This is a genomic window from Oryzicola mucosus (assembly GCF_014534685.1).
Lineage (GTDB): Bacteria > Pseudomonadota > Alphaproteobacteria > Rhizobiales > Rhizobiaceae > Oryzicola > Oryzicola mucosus.
This window is the reverse complement of record NZ_JACVVX010000001.1, coordinates 819,196-834,921: the sequence shown is the minus strand read 5'-3', so window position 1 is coordinate 834,921 and position 15,726 is coordinate 819,196. Positions and strand designations below refer to the sequence as shown.

18 protein-coding genes and 1 other RNA gene are annotated in these 15,726 nt (G+C 62.0%); 8 read left to right on the top strand and 11 right to left on the bottom strand.

The window, feature by feature from the left end; genetic code table 11:
- Positions 1-78: 78 nt before the first annotated feature.
- The 4 genes from ICI42_RS03925 to ICI42_RS03910 form a co-directional block, all read right to left on the bottom strand.
- A complete protein-coding gene (locus ICI42_RS03925; RefSeq protein WP_188163201.1) occupies positions 79-1,785 on the bottom strand; it encodes an ankyrin repeat domain-containing protein in 1,707 nt (568 codons plus the stop codon).
- Positions 1,786-2,291: 506 nt separating this feature from the next.
- Positions 2,292-2,603 (bottom strand): SelT/SelW/SelH family protein, encoded by a 312-nt coding sequence (locus ICI42_RS03920; RefSeq protein ID WP_188163200.1) that lies wholly within the window; start codon positions 2,601-2,603, stop codon positions 2,292-2,294.
- Positions 2,603-3,352 (bottom strand): YebC/PmpR family DNA-binding transcriptional regulator, encoded by a 750-nt coding sequence (locus tag ICI42_RS03915; RefSeq protein WP_188163199.1) that lies wholly within the window; start codon positions 3,350-3,352, stop codon positions 2,603-2,605. The genes ICI42_RS03920 and ICI42_RS03915 overlap by 1 nt, the downstream gene beginning before the upstream one ends.
- A 139-nt stretch (positions 3,353-3,491) precedes the next feature.
- Complete coding sequence (locus ICI42_RS03910; protein ID WP_188163198.1) at positions 3,492-5,114, bottom strand: ABC-F family ATP-binding cassette domain-containing protein; 1,623 nt, start codon at positions 5,112-5,114, stop codon at positions 3,492-3,494.
- Positions 5,115-5,349: 235 nt separating this feature from the next.
- Here ICI42_RS03910 and ICI42_RS03905 point away from each other — a divergent pair, with 235 nt between their 5' ends.
- Complete coding sequence (locus ICI42_RS03905; protein WP_188163197.1) at positions 5,350-6,177, top strand: MBL fold metallo-hydrolase; 828 nt, start codon at positions 5,350-5,352, stop codon at positions 6,175-6,177.
- A gap of 89 nt (positions 6,178-6,266) precedes the next feature.
- Here ICI42_RS03905 and ICI42_RS03900 read toward each other — a convergent pair whose 3' ends face one another.
- From ICI42_RS03900 to ssrS, 4 genes are all read right to left on the bottom strand, one after another.
- Positions 6,267-7,016, bottom strand: a complete 750-nt coding sequence (locus tag ICI42_RS03900; protein WP_188163196.1) for a TerC family protein — start codon at positions 7,014-7,016, stop codon at positions 6,267-6,269.
- 82 nt (positions 7,017-7,098) lie between these two features.
- On the bottom strand, positions 7,099-7,923 hold the full coding sequence (locus tag ICI42_RS03895; RefSeq protein WP_188163195.1) for a TIGR00282 family metallophosphoesterase: 825 nt from the start codon (positions 7,921-7,923) through the stop codon (positions 7,099-7,101).
- A gap of 17 nt (positions 7,924-7,940) precedes the next feature.
- On the bottom strand, positions 7,941-8,516 hold the full coding sequence (locus ICI42_RS03890) for a 5-formyltetrahydrofolate cyclo-ligase (protein WP_188163194.1): 576 nt from the start codon (positions 8,514-8,516) through the stop codon (positions 7,941-7,943).
- Positions 8,517-8,538: 22 nt separating this feature from the next.
- Positions 8,539-8,695: non-coding RNA, 6S RNA (gene ssrS / locus ICI42_RS03885), on the bottom strand.
- Positions 8,696-8,812: 117 nt separating this feature from the next.
- On the opposite strand from ssrS, the gene ICI42_RS03880 reads away from it, so the two are divergent.
- Positions 8,813-9,652, top strand: a complete 840-nt coding sequence (locus tag ICI42_RS03880; RefSeq protein WP_188163193.1) for an AAA family ATPase — start codon at positions 8,813-8,815, stop codon at positions 9,650-9,652.
- Positions 9,653-9,724: 72 nt separating this feature from the next.
- Here the strand turns inward: ICI42_RS03880 and ICI42_RS24230 are convergent, their stop codons facing one another.
- Positions 9,725-9,859, bottom strand: coding sequence for a hypothetical protein (locus ICI42_RS24230; RefSeq protein WP_407945128.1), 135 nt, complete (start codon positions 9,857-9,859; stop codon positions 9,725-9,727).
- A 166-nt stretch (positions 9,860-10,025) separates the two neighbouring features.
- Between ICI42_RS24230 and ICI42_RS03875 the strand changes: the two genes are divergently transcribed.
- Positions 10,026-10,472 carry a GNAT family N-acetyltransferase gene (locus ICI42_RS03875; protein ID WP_188163192.1) on the top strand — a complete coding sequence of 149 codons (447 nt, stop codon included), beginning with the start codon at positions 10,026-10,028 and terminating at the stop codon, positions 10,470-10,472.
- A 390-nt stretch (positions 10,473-10,862) separates the two neighbouring features.
- Here the strand turns inward: ICI42_RS03875 and ICI42_RS24225 are convergent, their stop codons facing one another.
- Positions 10,863-10,982, bottom strand: coding sequence for a FitA-like ribbon-helix-helix domain-containing protein (locus tag ICI42_RS24225; protein ID WP_407945127.1), 120 nt, complete (start codon positions 10,980-10,982; stop codon positions 10,863-10,865).
- 93 nt (positions 10,983-11,075) lie between these two features.
- On the opposite strand from ICI42_RS24225, the gene ICI42_RS03870 reads away from it, so the two are divergent.
- The gene (locus ICI42_RS03870; RefSeq protein ID WP_188163708.1) at positions 11,076-12,266 is read left to right on the top strand and encodes a vWA domain-containing protein; all 1,191 of its coding nucleotides are present in this window, start codon (positions 11,076-11,078) and stop codon (positions 12,264-12,266) included.
- 403 nt (positions 12,267-12,669) lie between these two features.
- Here the strand turns inward: ICI42_RS03870 and ICI42_RS03865 are convergent, their stop codons facing one another.
- Complete coding sequence (locus tag ICI42_RS03865) at positions 12,670-13,482, bottom strand: universal stress protein (RefSeq protein ID WP_188163191.1); 813 nt, start codon at positions 13,480-13,482, stop codon at positions 12,670-12,672.
- 421 nt (positions 13,483-13,903) lie between these two features.
- Between ICI42_RS03865 and rnk the strand changes: the two genes are divergently transcribed.
- The 4 genes from rnk to ICI42_RS03845 all read left to right on the top strand — a co-directional run bounded on the left by rnk (position 13,904) and on the right by ICI42_RS03845 (position 15,714).
- Positions 13,904-14,323, top strand: coding sequence for a nucleoside diphosphate kinase regulator (rnk, locus tag ICI42_RS03860; protein WP_188163190.1), 420 nt, complete (start codon positions 13,904-13,906; stop codon positions 14,321-14,323).
- Positions 14,324-14,576: 253 nt separating this feature from the next.
- Positions 14,577-14,981 carry a hypothetical protein gene (locus ICI42_RS03855; RefSeq protein WP_188163189.1) on the top strand — a complete coding sequence of 135 codons (405 nt, stop codon included), beginning with the start codon at positions 14,577-14,579 and terminating at the stop codon, positions 14,979-14,981.
- Positions 14,982-15,099: 118 nt separating this feature from the next.
- Positions 15,100-15,396: a type II toxin-antitoxin system RelE/ParE family toxin gene (locus ICI42_RS03850; RefSeq protein ID WP_188163188.1), complete on the top strand. Its 297-nt coding sequence runs from the start codon at positions 15,100-15,102 to the stop codon at positions 15,394-15,396.
- Positions 15,397-15,405: 9 nt separating this feature from the next.
- Positions 15,406-15,714 carry a HigA family addiction module antitoxin gene (locus tag ICI42_RS03845; RefSeq protein ID WP_188163187.1) on the top strand — a complete coding sequence of 103 codons (309 nt, stop codon included), beginning with the start codon at positions 15,406-15,408 and terminating at the stop codon, positions 15,712-15,714.
- The last annotated feature ends 12 nt before the right edge of the window (positions 15,715-15,726 follow it).

Here is a 15,726-nt window from a genome sequence, read left to right as displayed (position 1 = left end):
GAACGCCCGAAGCCATAACGAAGGGCTGGAGCCCCGACATCCAGAAAGGTCGCGTCTCCGGATTGTTGTCCGTGGCTGTCAGGGCGCCAAGAGGGTAGCGGTATCGAACAGCCCTCTCTGGCGCGCGACATCGGCTGGTGTCAGGCCAGCCGGGTTTCGCGCCGTAGCATCGGCACCCGCCGCAAGCAGCAATTCGGCCACGTCCGCTGCCTGTCCGTCATCGTCGGGCAAGGTGAAGAGCGGTGGCAGGCCCGACCGTGTCCTGGTATTTGCCAGCCCTGCATCGGCCTGCAGCAGCACCTCCAACTGCTCGAGCCGGGCTGCCTGGCACAGGCCGCAGACATCCCCGCTGAGCGCCGCCAGATAGGCCAGCACCGCATCGGCACCGTTGTGGTTCGCCCAACCGAGCGGTGTGGAACCATAGCGCCGTTCGACAGCGTCCACCTCGGCGCCGGCCTCCACCAGCAGCCGCACGATCTCCAGCGCATTGACGCCGGCAGCCTCGTGCAGCGGGCGCACGCCGTCGCGGGTCTCGACATCGGGCGACAGGCCCAAAGCCAGCGCAAGCCGCGCTATGGCAGGCCGAGCCTGCCTGACGGCGATGAAGAAAGGTTGCGGATCGGCAAGAAACGCGGCGTTTCCCTCCAGCAGCTTGCGCGCTTGCGCTTCCTCGCCCGATGCAATGGCGGCCACGAAAGCCTCCTGCGCAGTCAATTCGGGCTCGACAGCGCCATTCTCAATCAACAGCTGCGCCAAATCCCTGCGCCCGTTCAGCACGGCGCTGCGGACCACGCTGCGCCTGGAATGCGGGTTAGTTGCGTCGGCGCGCGCGCCATGCGCCAGAAGCCATGCGGCGCGCTTGGGCTGGTTCGGCACCGCATTGCCCAGCAGATAGTCGAGCGCCGGTCCGTGCAGTTCGCGCGGCGTTTCGCGCCAGCGCGCCGTCTCGCCGCGCCGCCCGGATTCGGCCCAGAGCAGGTCGAGCCAGAAAGTGTCGTCGGCACCCAACGAGGTGTTGTACAGCGCTTGGCCGTCGAGCGGGTCGGCGCCACGGCCAAGCAGCAGGCGCACCAGATCCTCGGCCCTGGGATGCGGCGGCTGGTTGCTTTCTCCACCGCCGATGGCGCCGGTCAGCACGATGAAATGGTTCCGGCCGTCGCTCCAGAAATCCGACGCCGACGCTCCATTGTCGAGCAAAAGGCTTGCGATCTCCACCGCATCGCGCCCGGTAGCCTCGGAGGGCAGGCGCGTATAAGCGAGCCGCAGCAATGGCGTCCAGCCATCGACGGGGCCGGGCTGCGCGGCAAGCGATGCATCGTTGGCGATGAACGTCCGGACCGCTGCGATGTCGCCGGCAGCTACTGCCGTATGAATGCTGTCGCGGGCGATCTCGGGGTGGTTTTCGAACAGCCGCAGCGCCATCGCACCGCGGGCCGGTCTGTCCGCCTCGTAGTTGCCATAGTCCAGCGCGCCAGGCGCCAGACCATAGCGCAAAGCAGACTTTTCCAGGAAAAGCGCCACGCGCTCGCCATGACCGCGCCGGGCGAGCTCCCGATCGGTGATCTCCTGCTTGAGGGCTGCCCAGCTGGCAAAGCCATACTCGCGGCTCAACGCTTGCTGGACCTCGCGCAGGCGCGGGACGCCGGCATGACCGGGAAAGGCCGATGCGAAGCGGCCGACGGCATTGCTGTCACCCGCTTGAAGTGCCTTGAGCCAGCGTTTTGCCTGGCCGCGCAGGGTTTCAAGCGTGGTGCGGGATGAGAGGTCACGCGGGGTGAGGGCCATTGAAGCATCCTTCCATTGCGCCTGATGTCCGCTTCACAGGCCGGAAGAAGGCTGGGAAAGTCGTCTTCGGTATCGCCGAATGGGTGGGAGCAGGCTCCCTTGCCGCGGACAGGTGGCGCCCCAAGCGCTCTGGCGCGGATCAAATATGAAAAAGCCGGGCTGTGTCAAGACGCGTCGCCGGCGCAAACCGGATTCGCCAAAAGAAGAATTAAGAGGCTCTTGCGCAGTCGCGAAAATCATCCCACATTGGCGTCGTGTTCAACGAACTGAAAGGAGGTGATCCGATGTCGAGTGATTTCGTTTTCCAGAACGTAGGCTCAGCGGATTGCACTTTCGGGAAGCAGTCTTCCCGTTAAGGCGCGAGATGCGCGGTCGGTGACCTCGGTCACTGCCACTGAGCCGCGCCATGGACGGAAACACGGAGGCGCTTGCTGCAAGGCAAGCGCCTTTTCCTTTGGGTTTGACGTGTATCCGATACGCGGCGGCAACCCACTGCCCCTACGGCCTCAACCCGCCGGCTTTTCCGCCTTGGCTTTGCGGTCGGAATGGCCGAGATCGCGATTGGGGTCGATCACGTCGCGCACGAGCTGCTTGAGCTTCGCCGCATCGGGAAAACCGCCGTCACGCTTGCGTTCCCATACCACGTGCCCGTCGCAGGTGATCTCGAAGATGCCGCCAGTGCCCGGCACCAGCGTAACTTCTCCGAGATCGGTGCCGAAGGTCGACAACAGCTCCTGCGCCATCCAGCCCGCCCGCAACAGCCAGTTGCACTGGGTGCAGTAGGCGATCCGGATGACGGGCTTGGAGGCTGTGTCCATCAGGCCGCGCTCAGCTTGGCCATGGTCTCGTCGTCGATCTCGAAATTGGCGTAGACGTTCTGGACGTCGTCGTCATCCTCGAGCGTACCGACCAGCTTCATCAGCGACTGCGCGCGGTCTTCATCGACCGGGATGCTGTTTTGCGGCTTCCAGATCACCTTGACCGAGCTTGCCTCGCCAAGGGCTGCTTCCAGGGCCTTGGAGGTCTCGCCCAGCGCTTCGAAACCGCAGATGATGGTGTGGCCATCCTCGTCGGACTGCACGTCGTCGGCGCCTGCTTCGATGGCGGCGTCCATCACCTTGTCGGCATCGCCGACCGAAGCCGGATAGACGATCTCGCCGACGCGGTCGAACATGAAGGCAACCGAGCCGGTCTCGCCCAGCGCCCCGCCCGACTTGGTGAAGGCGGCGCGCACATTGGAGGCCGAGCGGTTGCGGTTGTCGGTCAGGACTTCCACGATCACCGCCACGCCGCCGGGGCCGTACCCCTCGTAGCGCACTTCCTCGTAATTGTCCGCGTCGCCGCCGGAAGCCTTGTTGATCGCCCGCTGGATGTTGTCCTTGGGCATCGATTCCGCTTTGGCGTTCTGCACCGCGAGCCTGAGGCGCGGGTTCATCGCCGGGTCAGGCAGGCCCTGCTTGGCGGCAACGGTGATTTCGCGTGCGAGTTTGGAGAACATCTTGGACCGGACGGCATCCTGCCGCCCCTTACGGTGCATGATGTTCTTGAACTGTGAATGGCCGGCCATGAAACCCCTGCAGTGGTCGTCGATAGTGTCTGGATGGCGCGCTATATAGAGAAAACGCGCCAAAACGTCCAGCGCAACGCAATGCGATCTATCGCCGGCTGAACTTTGGTTTTGTCCCCCGCGGACGGTTCGTCCGGCATCAGCTGCGCAGGCCGGGCGCCTCATGGCCGGTGCGCTCGACATACTCCGTATAGCCGCCGCCATAGGTGTGGATGCCGTCGGGCGTCAGTTCGAGCACGCGGTTGGACAGTGCTGCGAGGAAATGGCGGTCATGCGAGACGAACAGCATCGTCCCCTCATATTGCGACAGCGCGGTGATCAGCATTTCCTTGGTGGCAATGTCGAGATGGTTGCTCGGCTCGTCCAGCACCAGAAGGTTCGGCGGATCGAACAGCATGATCGCCATGACCAGCCGCGCCTTTTCGCCGCCGGACAGAACCCGGCACTTCTTCTCGATCTCGTCGCCGGAAAAGCCGAAGCAGCCGGCCAAAGCGCGCAACGGCGCCTGGCCGGCCTGCGGGAAATTGTCTTCCAGCGACTGGAATACGGTGCGCTCGCCATCGAGCAGATCCATCGCATGCTGCGCGAAATAGCCCATCTTGACGCTGGGACCGCGCGCGACGGTGCCATTGTCGGGGTCGGACGCGCCGGCGACCAGCTTCAGAAGCGTCGACTTGCCCGCGCCGTTGATGCCCATGATGCACCAGCGTTCCTTGCGGCGAACCTGGAAGTCCAGCCCTTCATAGATCGTACGGCTGCCATAGCTTTTGTGGACGTTCTTCAGCGTCACGACGTCCTCGCCGGAGCGCGGCGCCGGCTGGAACTCGAACGACACCGTCTGGCGGCGCTTGGGCGGCTCGACCTTGTCGATCTTCTCGAGCTTCTTGACCCGGCTCTGCACCTGGGCCGCATGCGAGGCGCGCGCCTTGAAGCGGGCGATGAAGTCCAGTTCCTTGGCCAGCATGGCCTGCTGCCGCTCGAACTGCGCCTGCTGGTTCTTTTCGCTGATGGCGCGCTGCTGTTGGTAGAACTCGTAGTTGCCAGAATAAGTGGTGAGCGAACCGGCGTCGATCTCGACGATCTTGGTGCAGATGCGGTTCATGAATTCGCGGTCGTGCGAGGTCATGAACAGCGCGCCGGAATAGTTTTGCAGGAAATCTTCCAGCCAGATCAGCGATTCGAGGTCCAGATGGTTGCTCGGCTCGTCGAGCAACAGCGCGTCGGGGCGCATCAGGAGGATGCGGGCAAGTGCGACGCGCATCTTCCAGCCGCCGGAGAGCTTGCCGACATCGCCGTCCATCATCTCCTGGCTGAAGCCGAGGCCGTCGAGCACTTCGCGCGCGCGCCCGTCGAGCGAATAGCCGTCGAGTTCCTCGAAGCGTCCCTGGGCCTCACCGTAACGCTCGATGATCTCGTCCATTTCGTCGGCGCGCTCGGGGTCGCCCATCGCGGCTTCCAATTCGCTCATCTCGGCGATCAGCGCGCTGATCGGCCCGGCGCCGTCCATCGTTTCGGCCACCACGCTGCGGCCGGCCATCTCGCCGACATCCTGGCTGAAATAGCCGATGGTCACCCCGCGATCGACCGCGACCTGACCTTCGTCGGGCTGTTCCTGGCCGGTGATCATGCGAAACAGTGTCGTCTTGCCGGCGCCGTTGGGCCCGACAAGGCCGACTTTTTCGCCCTTCTGGATCGCCGCCGAAGCTTCGATGAAGACGATCTGCTTGCCGTTTTGCTTGCCGATATTTTCGAGACGGATCATGGTTTTCTGGCCCTGGAACAAGATCGGGCCATGACGTCATCGCTCGCGCCCGCGAAGAACACGCCGTAAACCATGCCCCGCGCTCCTGCGCAATGCCGCGACGCAGGAATTTCGAGCACTCCAGCACATCCCGTTCTCATGGCGTACGTGCAGCGCGGCTCGCGAAAACGTGAGTGTGCAGGAAAGCCGCGCAACAGTCATAGTGCGCCCAACAGCCCCAAGCCGGAAAGACGCCATGTCCGCCACCCGCTTCGCCGCCGTTCTCGCACAGTTCCTGCTGCTGCCCTTGGCCGGGACCGCCTTCGCCCAGGACGATCCGGTGCCGAGCCAGTGCCTGGCCATCGCCCAGTCGATCCCCAAGGCGACCTATGCCAGTTTCACCGCGCCTGCGGCGACACCGGTTCAGGCACGCGCCGACGGCGACGTCACCATCACCTATGCCGGCCACTCCACCTATGTCATCGAAACACCTGCCGGCGTGCGGATCGCCACCGACTATTCCGGCGTCTACGGCTCTTCTCCCCTGCCGCGCGTGGCGACGATGAACAAGGCTCACCGCACCCACTACACCGACGCGCCGGACCCTAATATCGAATATGTCCTGCGCGGCTGGAACCCGGAAGGTGGGCCGGCCAGGCATGCCGTCGTCATTGACGACGTCTATGTCCGCAACGTGCCGACTGACATCCGCCGTTGGGGCGACATGGAAGCGGACGGCAATTCGATCTTCATCTTCGAGGTGGCGGGCCTGTGCATCGGCCATCTCGGACATTTGCACCACCGGCTGGAAAACGAACACTACGGCGCAATCGGCCGCCTCGACATCGTCATGGTGCCGGTCGATGGCGGCATGACGCTCTCCATCGACGCGATGACTGAGATTACCACCCGGCTCTATTCGTCGATGATCCTGCCCATGCACCGGCACGCCACGCCGATGAGCGAATTCACCGGCCGTATGGGTGAAGGCTTTGCCGTCGATTACCGCGACGGCCCTTCGCTGACGGTCTCGCTTCGCTCTTTGCCGAGCCGCCCGACCATCGTGGTACTGAAGGGGGTGTAGCGAGTAGCGAGTAGCGAGTAGCGAGTAGCGAGTTTTCACTCAGCTACCCGCCACCGCAACCCAAAACTCTATTCGCTATTGGCTATTCCCTACTCGCTTCTCTTCGTCTTCTTCCTCGCCAGCATGTTGAGGCCCTCCACAAGCGCAGAGAAGCCCATGGCGGCGTAGATGTAGCCCTTGGGCACGTGGTAGCCCATGCCGTCCGCGATCAGCGTCATGCCGATCATCAGCAGGAAGCCCAGAGCCAGCATGACGATGGTCGGGTTTTTCTCGATGAAGTTGGCGAGCGGGGTCGCCGCGACCAGCATCACCGAAACCGCTGCGATGACGGCGATGTACATGATTGCGATTTCATCGGTCATGCCAACGGCTGTGATGATGGAATCGACCGAGAACACCAGGTCGAGCAGCAATATCTGGAAGATCGCGCCGCCAAGCGACAGCTGCAACGTGTTCGACAGCATTTCGTCCTTGCTGTCGATCGGGTCGACGGTGTGGTGGATTTCCTTCGTGGCTTTCCAGACGAGGAACAGGCCGCCGGCGATGAGGATGATGTCGCGCCATGAGAAGGCATTGCCGAAGATGGTGAAGACCGGCTGCGTCAGCGCCACGATATAGGAGATGGTGGCAAGCAGCACGAGCCGCATCACGAGGGCCGCCGAGATGCCCAGCCGCCGCGCCGGAATGCGTTGGTGCTCCGGCAACTTGTTGGTGAGGATCGAGATGAAGATGAGGTTGTCGATACCGAGGACGATCTCGAGTATGACAAGCGTTATCAAGGCCACCCATGCCGTCGGATCGTTCACGAAGGCAAAATAGGGTGCCAGAAATTCAATCATTGCGGGGTTCCCTCTCCGGAATCTCTAACAAATTCTGACAATGGTCGCGGGCAAGTAGGTACGCCGCGGCCACCCGTCAATGTCAGGACCAGAAAGAAGGCGCGGTTTCTTCCAATCTAGGGCCGCGACGCAACGGAGCAATACGCTCGGCAAGTCCGGTACGATCGGATATGTCGACGCCCACGCCGCAAATCGTCGCCGGCCCGCTCGCCACCTCGAAGCGCCCTTTTGGCACTTTCGACAGGAAGCGGCTCAAGGGCTCCTCCTTGTCCATGCCGAGCGATGAATCGTAATCGCCGCACATGCCGGCATCGCTCATATAGGCAGTGCCGCCGTTGAGTATCTGGTGATCCGCTGTCGGCTGGTGCGTATGGGTGCCGACGACGAGGCTGGCTCGCCCGTCGACGAAATGCGCAAAGCACATCTTTTCGCTCGTCGCCTCGGCGTGGAAATCGATCACGACAGCATCGGCCTGTTCCCCCAGCGGGCAGGCGGCAAGCTCGCGTTCCCCCGCCTGGAACGGATCGTCCAGTTCGGGATGCATGAAGACCCGGCCCATAATGTTGGATACCAGCACCCGTGCGCCGTTCTTGGCGATGTAGAGGCCGGAGCCGCGCCCCGGCGTCCCCTTGGGAAAGTTCGACGGCCGCAGGAACCGGTCCTCGCGCGGCGCAAAATTCAGCGCGTCGCGCTGGTCCCAGACATGATTGCCGGTGGTCACCACATCGGCGCCAGCCTGGATCGTGTTCTGGAAAATCTCTTCGGTGATGCCGAAACCGCCGGCGGCGTTCTCGCCATTGACGATGACGAAGTCGAGCCGGAAATCCGAGATCAGTCCGGGCAGTTGCTGCCAGACGGCAGTCCGCCCGGTCTTGCCCACCATGTCGCCAAGAAAAAGAAGTCGCATGGCGCTCTCATGCCGCCTTATGCGAAGCGGCGCAAGCCGGACTCCGTCAGGATTTCGGGAATTATCACGTCATGCGGCTCGTCCGGCACGCGCTCGACCTCCTGGCAATCGAAGGCGATACCGATCAGCCGCGGCGGCGCGCCCTTGGCCTCCAGCCTGGCAATCGCGCGGTCGTAATAGCCAGCGCCATAGCCGATCCGATGCCCGCGCCCATCGAAAGCCGCCAGCGGCACCAGCATCAGCGTGGGGTCCAGCACCTCTGCCTCCTCGCCGGGGCCGGCCGTGCCGAACCCCATGTCGACGAGTCCAGCGCCGCGCACCAGTTCGCGAAACACGATGGTCGTGTTGTCGAGAATGGCCGGCAGGCACAGCCGCGCACCGTTTTCGCGCAGCGCGAAGATCAAAGGCCGCACATCCACCTCCGACCGCATCGGCCAGAAGCCGGAGACAACAGCACCGGGCTCGACGTCTATGTTTCTGGCCGCATCAGCCATCGCCAGCGACGTCTCGATCCGCCAATGTGGATCGAGCGCATCGCGCCGCGCAAGCGCTTCCTGGCGAAGTTGTTTTTTCCGGTCTTTGGGAGAGATCATGTGAGACGGTTTTTGATGTAAGCGACGATCCATGCAACCGATGGAGAAGTCGATCCCGGGAACCTACAAAGTAGGTGGGCGCCGTGTGACAGGACCCACGGGTCCAATCAGGGACAGCTCCCTAAGGATCGTTAAGGCCCCGGGGAAAATGTCTCTCCTGTCGCGAAGCACAGACCGTCATCTCCAATATAAAGGTCCGGCCCCGTCCCCGCCAGTGGCCGAGAAAACTTTCCTTCGCGCGCCTTGCCCCGGAAAAGCCCGGTCCCTAAAGTCGCCGCCGACACAGGGAGCCTGGAATGCGTTTTGAAGGGACATCGGCCTATATCGCCGACAAGGATCTGATGGTTGCGGTGAATGCGGCCATCGCGCTGGAGCGGCCGCTGCTGGTCAAGGGCGAGCCGGGGACCGGCAAGACCGAGCTGGCGCGGCAGGTGGCCGAAGGGCTCGGGCTCGACATGATCGAGTGGAACGTCAAATCCACCACTCGCGCCCAGCAAGGGCTTTACGAATACGATGCCGTCTCGCGCCTGCGCGACAGCCAGCTCGGAGACGATCGCTTCAACGACATCCGGAATTACATCCGGCGTGGCAAGCTGTGGGAGGCTTTCGCCGCCGGCAAGAAGGTGGTGCTGTTGATCGACGAGATCGACAAGGCCGATATCGAGTTTCCCAACGACCTGTTGCAGGAACTCGACCGCATGGAGTTCTTCGTCTACGAGACCGGCGAAACCGTGAAGGCGGCCGTCCGGCCCATCGTCATCATCACCTCCAACAATGAGAAGGAATTGCCGGACGCTTTTCTGCGCCGCTGCTTCTTCCACTACATCCGCTTCCCTGAGGTCGAGACGCTGCAGAAGATCGTCGACGTGCATTACCCCGGCATCAAGCAGGCTCTGGTACGCGCCGCGCTCACCCAGTTCTACGAAATCCGCGACGTGCCCGGCCTGAAAAAGAAGCCATCCACTTCCGAGGCGCTGGACTGGATCCGGCTTCTGGTGTCCGACGACATCGCGCCCGAGGATCTGCGCACCGACGCCAAGCACGCATTGCCTAGGCTGCACGGCGCCTTGCTCAAGAACGAGCAGGACGTGCATCTGTTCGAACGCCTTGCATTCATGGCGCGCCGAAACGGGTAATCTGCCGCGCTAAACCAGCACAGCGCAGCATGCCGGCATCGGGTGCTGCCCAGCGGAGGTCGCCGCGTCCGATCATATAGTTGACGTGGGCATGCACTTCGGAAAACGCGAAGGAAGCTGGTGCGCGTCGAGCTGGCGACGGAACAGCACCGGCATCAGCTCGGCCATCGATTTCGGACCCGTCCTGCAGGCGGCGATGGGCCGCAACGCTCCTGGTGATGGTCAGCCAGTTCGCGGCAACGCGTGTGCAGGCCGTAAAACGGTAGCTGATGCCCCGTTAAGGAACAGCTGAGCCAGCGATAGGACGGCGCTGGCGCTGTCCAACCATGGCCGATGGTGGCAAAGTGCGAAAAAGAGGGTTGAGGGAAAGATCATGTCGGGTTTGACGATACGGCCACTGCAACAGGGCGACCACGCGGAGTGGCGGCGGCTCTGGACAGCCTATCTTACCTTTTACAACGCCACGCTGCCGGAAGAGGTCTACAGCTTGACCTGGCAGCGCCTGTTTACAGATGGCGAATTCGAGCCCAAGGGCATTCTTGCCCTGCTCGACGGCAAGCCGGTGGGACTCGTTCACTACATGTATCACCGAACCTGCTGGTCGCTGGTGAACAACTGCTACCTGCAGGATCTGTTCGCCGATCCCGACAGTCGCGGCAAGGGCGTGGGTGCTGCACTCATCGAGGCTGTTCGGCTCCAAGCAGCCGAAATCGGCGTCAAGAACGTCTACTGGATGACCAAGGAAGACAACACCACCGCCCGCCGGCTCTACGACCATGTTGCGACGCGAACCGGCTTCATCGAGTACGATCTGCTTTAGAGGGAACTCAGGAGCCGGCATCGCTCCGCATCGCCACCGTACGGACATAGAACGTATCGATGAAAAGCGCGGCCTCTTGTGCTTCTTTCTGGTGAATTGCCCCCGCCGCACCTTTTTCCAGACAATGTTCACACATTCCGCGTAAATCGGTTGCGGAGCTATGAGTTCGTGTTCGGCAGCGACTTTAAGCGCCTTCTCATGGTCCTCTTCGGGAATAAGCCATTTGATCGCAACACTGGCGTCGACGACCAGCTTCATTGTCAGCGCTCATCCCTGGATTCGCGCAGAAGAACTTCGGAAGGCGTGTGATGACGCCCTTTCAATCGTTCGCGAAGCTCGGCAGTTCTCCTGTCCCAAACGCCCTTGTCCATTGAACCTGCGCATCCCACCTCAGGGCTGCCTCAAAATCTCGCGATGCTCCGCCTCCGCGGAACCGCCGTTGTCTGCGGCCCTCTGCTTGAGACGATCGACAATTTCGTCATCGACATCGCGGACATGCAGGCTTGCCATGGCACGGATTCTTTGTTTCCCGTCACCATAGAGCATTTTGCTAGCAACCTTGCAGACTTGCCAAGCGCCGACTCCTGCCGCACAACCGTCGTCATGTTCATTCCCTTCTTTCTCGAACTCAAGGCTGCAAAAGTCCCCGTTTCCCTTCGGGAGTATCTGGCATTGCTGGAGGGACTGCAGGCCGATCTCGTCACTTACGACGTCGAGGGTTTCTATTATCTGGCGCGCGCCACGCTGGTGAAGGACGAGCGCAACATCGACCGTTTCGACCAGGTGTTTTCACATGTCTTCAAGGGGCTGGAAGCTCTGTCCGGCGAAAGTCCCGTGGATGTCGCCAACCTGCCCGAGGATTGGCTGCGGCGCCTTGCCGAAAAGCATTTGACCGACGAGGAGAAGAAGCTTGTCGAAAGCCTCGGCGGTTTCGACAAGCTGATGGAGACGCTGAAGCAGCGGCTGGAAGAGCAGAAGGGCCGCCACCAGGGCGGTTCCAAATGGATAGGGACCGCCGGCACCTCGCCCTTCGGGGCCTATGGCTACAATCCCGAAGGTGTCCGCATCGGTCAGAGCGAAAGCCGCCACCGCCGCGCCGTCAAGGTGTGGGACAAGCGCGAATTCCGCAATTTCGACGATTCGGTCGAACTCGGCACCCGCAACATCAAGGTTGCGTTGAAGCGTCTGCGCCGATGGGTGCGCGAAGGCGCCGAAGAAGAGCTCGACCTGCCCGGTACGATTCACGCCACCGCCGAGCACGGCTATCTCGACGTGCAGACCCGCCCCGAGCGCCGCAATGCGGTGAAGCTTCTGATGTTTTTCGATGTGGGCGGCTCGATGGACGACCACATCAAGGTGGTCGAGGAGCTGTTTTCGGCGGCCCGCGTCGAGTTCAAGCACATGGAATATTTCTACTTCCACAACTGCCTCTATGAAGGCGTGTGGAAGGATAACCGACGCCGGCATTCGGAGGTCATCCCCACCTTCGACGTGCTGCACAAATACGGCCACGACTACAAGGTCATCTTCGTCGGCGACGCCTCGATGAGCCCTTACGAGATCGTCTCAGCCGGCGGTTCGGTTGAGCACTGGAACCCCGAGCCTGGCAGCGTCTGGCTGTCGCGCGTTCTCGCGCAATGGCCCAACGCTGTCTGGCTCAATCCGACCCCGGCGCAGCACTGGGGCTACACCCAATCGATCAGCATGGTGCGGCAGATGTTCGGCCAGCGCATGTATCCGTTGACACTCGCCGGCCTGGAGGCCGCCACGCGGGAACTGTCGCGCAAGCACTGAAAGACGCTTGGCTTTTCGGCAGCTTCCAAGCAGTTCACGATGCACGGCTGCCGCGATCTCGTCATTGTGCATTGCACAAATTGCAGGGCTCCCATGCGCAAAACGCACTTATCAAAAGGCGATAGGACAGCTATGTTGACCTTACTGAATTTCGCCGCACGTCTTCCTCCTCCCTGACACGCGGTGAATACGGTCAGCAGAACACCTCCTCCCGTTCGCTGGCCGGCCACATACGACACCCGCCGGACCTCCTCCCCCGGCGGGTGTTGTTTTTTGTGGCCCTTGTTTCCACAATCTCATAACTGTCGGCATTCAATGCACAGACAACTGCGCCGCCTTTCCTTTCGAAAAGACGGCGCAAAAACGTCAATCGCGTGTGCGAATTGCCCGGACGGACCCTCGATCAGCCGCCGACCATGAAGCGACTGTAGCGGTTCTCACCGAGCAGCGAATGGGTCACGCCGCCGAAAATCCACTGCCGCAGACGGCTGTGGCCGTAGGCGCCCGAAACGACGGTCGAAGCTCCGATGCTGTCTGCCAGCTCGACCAGATGGCCGCTGTCGTTGTGGCCGGTGATCAGCTCGGTCCGCACCTTGGCTCCATGCAGCGCGAGATAGCCCGCGACATCGGCCAGGCTCGCTTCCAGATAAGCGCCGCCCTCGCGGTCCACTGTCGCCACCACGACCTCCTTGGCGGCCACCAGAAGCGGCACCGCGTCGCGCACCGCGCGGCGGGCTTCTCGGGAGTCCTTCCAGGCCACCAGCACGGTTCCGGCTTCGAAGCTCTGCGCCCCTTCCGCAGCCACCAGAACCGGCCGACCGGCATCGAGCAGCAGCGTGCCGAGATCGACGGACCGGCCCGAACCATGCGAGGGTCCGGTCACGATCACATCGGCGAGGCGGGCAATTTCGCTGAGGTAGCGCGTGGGGTTGTCCACTTGTCCGCGCCAGTCGACGTCAATCCCGGCCCCAGCCGCCTCGCGGCAGACGCCTTCCAGCTCGGCGATACGCTGCTCGATGTCTTCGCGCTGCTGGGTGATCAACTCGCCATCCACGACCATGCCCTCCATGGTCACCACGGGCGGTGTCACGTCGGCAGCCGTCACGCCGACAAGCCTTGCGCCAAAGTGACGCGCGAAGTCTGCGGCATAGCGCACCAGCCCGGCCGCATCGCCCTTGTCGATATCGAGGTTCACCAGCACAGACTTGTAGGTCATCGAAATCCTCCGTTCAAACTGGGCGATGCCGCCCGCGGGCATCCTTCGCAACACTTGCGGACCTCTCGCGGACCGGCCTTGATCCGCGTCAAGTCTTTTCGAAATCGGTCATAGGAGAAAGGAACTTTCGATTTCGTGCAAGTCTATGGTTACCCAAATCGAGCGACCGCGGTCCACCACACTGAAACGCTTTCGCCCGCCAAAGTCCGCGCAGGCTTGACAACGGGCCAGACATCGCCATGTTTAAGGGATGAACCTCTTTGGATGCCTTATCTTCCGGATCTTCCCGATCGCAGGACAGTGACCCCCGGCACGGCATTCGCCGTGAACTCGGGGCTTTTTTGGCATCTCAACCACCGAAAACAGGAAAAATTGCAGCCGCAGGGCCCAACGGTCGCGCGCCATGCAGCACAAGAACACCATGACAAACCCAACCAGCAAGACTTCCAGGGGCAAACCGAAGATCGTCATCGGCCAGATCGATCATGACCGGTTGATGCGTCTAGCCAATGACGCCCTCGACCGCATCCCCGAGGTCGCCGACGACCTGCTGCTCGAACTCGAACGGGCAAAGGTCGTCAAGGACACAGCCGTCCCAGAGGACGTCGTCCGCATGGGCTCGACGGTCGAATATGAAGCCGATGACGGCCAGCACCGCACCGTGACCCTCGTCTTCCCCGCTGAAGCGGATATCGCGCAAGGCCGCATCTCCATCCTCACCCCGATCGGAGGGGCGCTGATCGGCCTTGCGGCTGGCCAGTCGATCGATTGGACGGCGCGCGACGGGCGCAATCATCGCCTCACCGTTCTGTCTGTCACCAAGCCGGCCGTCGAGGCCTAATATCATGCCGCCGGTTTTCGAGACGAAGCACCGTCATGCTCGGAGACCGCGTTTTCTGAACCATTCGGGCTGCCTCATCGCAGGACTGTAGCCCCTGGCCGGTGTCTTCACCGGTACAGGGGATTCCCACTCAAGTCGCACCTTGAAAGCCGGGCGCGCCGCGCCCGGCGGGAGACCGTTCATGTCCAGCCCGATCCATCTGACTGCGAAGGACCATTGCGTCCTCGAAACCATTCTCGACCATTTCGCCCGAATGCCGCGCAAGGCGGATTACGCCGCCTTCCTGCGCCGCAAGCTGGCCCAAGCGGTGATTGTCCTTCGGGATGATATCCCGCCTGATGTCGTCACACTCAACAGCCGCATTGTCTATGCGATCAATGATGAAACCTGCGGGCAGGTCCTCTTGGTTCCAAGCGAGGGCGATGATTTTCCGAACTTTGCGCTGTCCTTGTATGATATGAAAGGCCTGGCACTGATCGGCCTGGGCGAAGGCGGTTCCGCCGATCTTCCGAATGGCGACCGCCTGACCCTGGTTTCGGTCCTGCATCAACCCGAGCGCGACAAGCGCAACACACCCGCCTTTATGCAGGACGGTGTTAAGCTGCGACTGGCATCCAGTGTTCTCGACCTGGCGACCAGCCGGCGGCGCCCGGCGTGAGGCCACGACGGCAAGGAGTAGTTGATAGGCCAATCCTCGCTGCGACTGACACCGAACTCAGAGAATTGCACGATGCACCATTGAGTGGTACATCATCCCTGATTAGGAGTACCGCTGAATGATTGTTGGTTTTCGGGACGAATGGCTGCGGTCATTCTTCGTAGACGACACCCATTCTCGAAACATCCCGCCCGATCTCGAAACCCGGCTGTTCCGTAAGCTTCAGATGATTGACGACTCCGTCACCGATCTGGATTTGCGGGTTCCACCGAGCAACCATTTCGAGAAGCTGCGTGGCAGCCTTGACGGCTTCCATTCAATTCGCGTCAACAAGCAATGGCGGCTTGTCTTCCGGTGGGATGGAACTCGCGGCGAAGCCTCGGAACTCTATCTCGACAACCACAGCTATCGATGAGTCAAAACCATGCTGACCACCACACGTAAACCGGCAACGATCGGCGATATCCTCACCGAGGAATTCATGCAGCCTTTGGGCCTAACGCAGGCGGCACTCGCCGAGGCGATGGGTGTCCAGCGCAAGCATGTCAACGAATTGTGCAACGGACGCCGATCTGTGACGGCGGCTACGGCGCTCATTCTCGCTCGCGTTTTCGGCAACAGTCCGGATTTCTGGCTGAACGTGCAGCGACGCAGCGACCTGTGGGAGGTGATGAACTCTCCGGCAGAACGGGCGCGCGTCGAGAGGGCGAAGCCGCTTTCAGCCGCCGCCTGACACAGTTGCTGT

Excerpts from the sequence above, each read along its gene's own strand:
- ICI42_RS03925 (WP_188163201.1), bottom strand. The coding sequence starts at position 1,785 with ATGGCCCTCACCCCGCGTGACCTCTCATCCCGCACCACGCTTGAAACC.
- ICI42_RS03920 (WP_188163200.1), bottom strand. The coding sequence starts at position 2,603 with ATGGACACAGCCTCCAAGCCCGTCATCCGGATCGCCTACTGCACCCAG.
- ICI42_RS03915 (WP_188163199.1), bottom strand. The coding sequence starts at position 3,352 with ATGGCCGGCCATTCACAGTTCAAGAACATCATGCACCGTAAGGGGCGG.
- ICI42_RS03910 (WP_188163198.1), bottom strand. The coding sequence starts at position 5,114 with ATGATCCGTCTCGAAAATATCGGCAAGCAAAACGGCAAGCAGATCGTC.
- ICI42_RS03905 (WP_188163197.1), top strand. The coding sequence starts at position 5,350 with ATGTCCGCCACCCGCTTCGCCGCCGTTCTCGCACAGTTCCTGCTGCTG.
- ICI42_RS03900 (WP_188163196.1), bottom strand. The coding sequence starts at position 7,016 with ATGATTGAATTTCTGGCACCCTATTTTGCCTTCGTGAACGATCCGACG.
- ICI42_RS03895 (WP_188163195.1), bottom strand. The coding sequence starts at position 7,923 with ATGCGACTTCTTTTTCTTGGCGACATGGTGGGCAAGACCGGGCGGACT.
- ICI42_RS03890 (WP_188163194.1), bottom strand. The coding sequence starts at position 8,516 with ATGATCTCTCCCAAAGACCGGAAAAAACAACTTCGCCAGGAAGCGCTT.
- ICI42_RS03880 (WP_188163193.1), top strand. The coding sequence starts at position 8,813 with ATGCGTTTTGAAGGGACATCGGCCTATATCGCCGACAAGGATCTGATG.
- ICI42_RS03875 (WP_188163192.1), top strand. The coding sequence starts at position 10,026 with ATGTCGGGTTTGACGATACGGCCACTGCAACAGGGCGACCACGCGGAG.
- ICI42_RS24225 (WP_407945127.1), bottom strand. The coding sequence starts at position 10,982 with ATGGCAAGCCTGCATGTCCGCGATGTCGATGACGAAATTGTCGATCGT.
- ICI42_RS03870 (WP_188163708.1), top strand. The coding sequence starts at position 11,076 with ATGTTCATTCCCTTCTTTCTCGAACTCAAGGCTGCAAAAGTCCCCGTT.
- ICI42_RS03865 (WP_188163191.1), bottom strand. The coding sequence starts at position 13,482 with ATGACCTACAAGTCTGTGCTGGTGAACCTCGATATCGACAAGGGCGAT.
- rnk (WP_188163190.1), top strand. The coding sequence starts at position 13,904 with ATGACAAACCCAACCAGCAAGACTTCCAGGGGCAAACCGAAGATCGTC.
- ICI42_RS03855 (WP_188163189.1), top strand. The coding sequence starts at position 14,577 with ATGCCGCGCAAGGCGGATTACGCCGCCTTCCTGCGCCGCAAGCTGGCC.
- ICI42_RS03850 (WP_188163188.1), top strand. The coding sequence starts at position 15,100 with ATGATTGTTGGTTTTCGGGACGAATGGCTGCGGTCATTCTTCGTAGAC.
- ICI42_RS03845 (WP_188163187.1), top strand. The coding sequence starts at position 15,406 with ATGCTGACCACCACACGTAAACCGGCAACGATCGGCGATATCCTCACC.